5 protein-coding genes are annotated in these 2,740 nt (G+C 62.7%); 4 read left to right on the top strand and 1 reads right to left on the bottom strand.

Annotated elements, in window-relative coordinates; all coding sequences use genetic code 11:
- From H8A92_RS40150 to H8A92_RS40135, 4 genes are all read left to right on the top strand, one after another.
- Positions 1-388 (top strand): Hsp20 family protein (locus tag H8A92_RS40150; RefSeq protein WP_229200765.1); only part of this gene is annotated, 388 nt, incomplete at its 5' end.
- A gap of 72 nt (positions 389-460) precedes the next feature.
- On the top strand, positions 461-781 hold the full coding sequence (locus H8A92_RS40145; RefSeq protein ID WP_229200764.1) for a hypothetical protein: 321 nt from the start codon (positions 461-463) through the stop codon (positions 779-781).
- A gap of 10 nt (positions 782-791) precedes the next feature.
- The gene (locus H8A92_RS40140) at positions 792-1,112 is read left to right on the top strand and encodes a hypothetical protein (RefSeq protein WP_229200763.1); all 321 of its coding nucleotides are present in this window, start codon (positions 792-794) and stop codon (positions 1,110-1,112) included.
- A complete protein-coding gene (locus tag H8A92_RS40135; protein ID WP_229200762.1) occupies positions 1,109-1,291 on the top strand; it encodes a hypothetical protein in 183 nt (60 codons plus the stop codon). Before H8A92_RS40140 ends, H8A92_RS40135 begins: the two co-directional genes overlap by 4 nt.
- Before the next feature lie 369 nt (positions 1,292-1,660).
- Here H8A92_RS40135 and glmU read toward each other — a convergent pair.
- Positions 1,661-2,740: bifunctional UDP-N-acetylglucosamine diphosphorylase/glucosamine-1-phosphate N-acetyltransferase GlmU (glmU, locus tag H8A92_RS40130; protein WP_229200761.1), on the bottom strand; the 1,080-nt coding region annotated here is incomplete at its 5' end.

Below are 2,740 nucleotides of genomic sequence, written 5' to 3'. Positions count from 1 at the left end.
TGAGACTGTCCAACGTGCCGGCGAGGACAATTATCCGCCCTATAATATCGAACGGCTTGCGGAAGATCGGTACCAGATCGCGCTCGCGATCGCCGGCTTTGCACCTGACGAGATATCGGTGACGGCAGAGCAGAACGTTCTGACCATCGAAGGCACGAAGGTCGAAAAGGCCGAGCGTGAATATATCTATCAGGGCATCTCGACACGTCGCTTCAAACGACAATTCAGTCTGGCCGATCATGTCGAGGTCAAGAGCGCGTCGTTCGATAACGGCCTGCTCAAGATCGAGCTCGCCCGTGAAGTGCCGGAGGCCATGAAGCCGAGGCGAATTGCGATCAATGCAGTTCCAAGCAAGGCGACGCGCCAGTTGGAAGGCGTGGCAGCCTAACGATCCGCAAAGCCGCGCTCCGCAGGGGCGCGGCTCCTCATCTCCGATCTCGTCTCAAGAATGGAGGCACCCATGCGGCCGACGACCGCGCCTGTCGACAACGTCCTTGCATTTCGCCTGCCGCCAGAAGGCAGGCAATACGAACATCCGCGCGATCTGCTGCGCGACCCCGGCCTGACAAGGGCGGCAAAGAGAAGCATTCTGGCATCCTGGGCTTCGGATGCCTGTGCCGTCGCATCCAATCCCGCTCTGCGCGCGCCTCGAGAACTCAGATCGCCGGTTCCGGTCAGCGATATACTCGACGCGCTACGCGCTCTTGACGATCCGCGCGAACCGCCGGGAGGAAGGCCGGCCCGGCTGCACTCCACCGAGCGCCACGTCGCTGCCGCATAGGAGTGGCCCCATGACCGAGATCAGGCTTCCGAAACAGGTCATCGACAGGATTGAAGATCGCTGGTGGTCAAGGTTCAACAAGGATCGGCAGCGAACGTCAGAACAGATCGATGAGCGCCTCGAACGGCTGCGTGCACATCGCAACAGTGTTGGCCGATATCGGCGGCTGCTCGGCACCGAGCTTTCCGACCTCGAACGCGATTTCGTCAACCGACGTCTTTCTGAAGAGATGGCAGCGATGCAGGTGTTGACGGCCGACATGCCGCCTCTCGTCCTTGACCCACCAGCGAACGAGCAAATTGTCGGGCAGTCAGGAGGGGGCCAGCCATGACAGAGCTGCAGCGTCTGCTCATACGTGGGAGCGAGAAGGTCATCGGCCATTATCAATTCCTGCTCGACACCGCGAAATCAGAACACGAGCGGGAGCTGCTCAAGCGAAGAATCGAGAAAGAACGTCGGATGCTGAACGATCTGCTTCAAGGCTCGGATCCGTCTGCACGTGCGGCCTGACCAGCCGCGACAAACTGACGCCCCGGGTGCGATTGGCACCCGGCTTTCCTTGCGCCCTCTGCCAAGCGAGAGTGCGGAACGAAATGTAAGGCTCGGACAAAAGACGTCGCGAGAATGCGGATGCGTGCGTCGCGAGCCGCGCCATACACTCAGTGTCGTCCCGGCGAAGGCCGGGACTCATAAACCAAATGCAAATTGTTTACTTGATGCTGGAACGACGAGTCCCATCCGCAACATACGCTGCGGCGTATGGGTCCCGGCCTTCGCCGGGACGACGCGTGGAGAGAACGCGCCAGCTCTATTCCTGGCCATTCTGAACAGGCCGCAAAGGCTTCGTTCTTGTCGAGGAGCGCGGAACGCGAATGCGCGTCACTTCCCCTTCGCAGCCTTCGCCTTCAGCTTCGCCGCGCGGTAGCGCGCGGCGCCGCCTTCGCGGATCGACTGCTCGCTGCGTTCGAGCGACATCGCGTCGTCGGGCACGTCCCTAGTGATGACCGAGCCCGAACCGATATAAGCGCCCTTGCCGATCGTGACCGGCGCGACCAGCGACGAATTGGTGCCGACGAAGGCGCCCTCGCCGATCAGCGTCTTGTGCTTGAGGAACCCGTCATAGTTGCAGGTGATGGTGCCGGCGCCGAGGTTGGAATTGGCGCCGACATGGGCATCGCCGATATAGGAGAGATGGTTGACCTTGACGCCGGCCTCCAGCGTCGCGGCCTTGGTCTCGACGAAATTGCCGATCCGCGCGCCGTCGCCGAGCGAGGTGCCGGGCCGCAGCCGCGCATAGGGACCGACCGACACCTTCTTGCCGATGCTGGCCTCGACGATGTGCGAGAAGGAATGGATCACGGCGCCGTCGTCGATCGACACGCCCGGTCCGATCACCACGAACGGCTCGATCACAACGTCCTTACCGAATTTGGTGTCGGCGGCAAGATGGACGGTGTCGGGCGCGATCAGGGTGACGCCGGCATCCAGCGCCTGCTTGCGCAGCCGCGCCTGCATCACGGCCTCCGCCTCGGCGAGCTGGGCCTTGGTGTTGATGCCGCGCACTTCATCTTCGCTGGTCTCGATCACGACGGCCTCCAGTCCCATTTCCCTGACGATGGTCACGGCATCGGTCAGATAAAATTCGCCCTTGGCATTGGCATTGCCGATCTTCTCGATGATCGCGAGCGCCTTGCTGCCGTCGAAAGCCATCACGCCGGCATTGCACAGCGTGATCTTGCGCTCCTCGGCGCTGGCATCGGCATGCTCGCGGATCGCGACGAGCTTGCCGTTCTGGGTCACCAGCCGGCCGTAGCCGGTCGGGTCGGCGGCATGGAAGCCGAGCACCGCAAGCGCAGCGCCCTCACGCAGCGGCGCGCGCATGCGCGCAAAGGTCTCGGCCGAGATCAGCGGCGTGTCGCCGAACGCGACCAGCAGGTCGTCGACGCCGCGGGCGATCGC

The sequence above is a fragment of the Bradyrhizobium acaciae genome, assembly GCF_020889785.1.
In the GTDB taxonomy this organism is placed as follows: Bacteria; Pseudomonadota; Alphaproteobacteria; order Rhizobiales; family Xanthobacteraceae; genus Bradyrhizobium; species Bradyrhizobium acaciae.
This window is presented reverse-complemented; position numbering and strand designations above follow the sequence as displayed.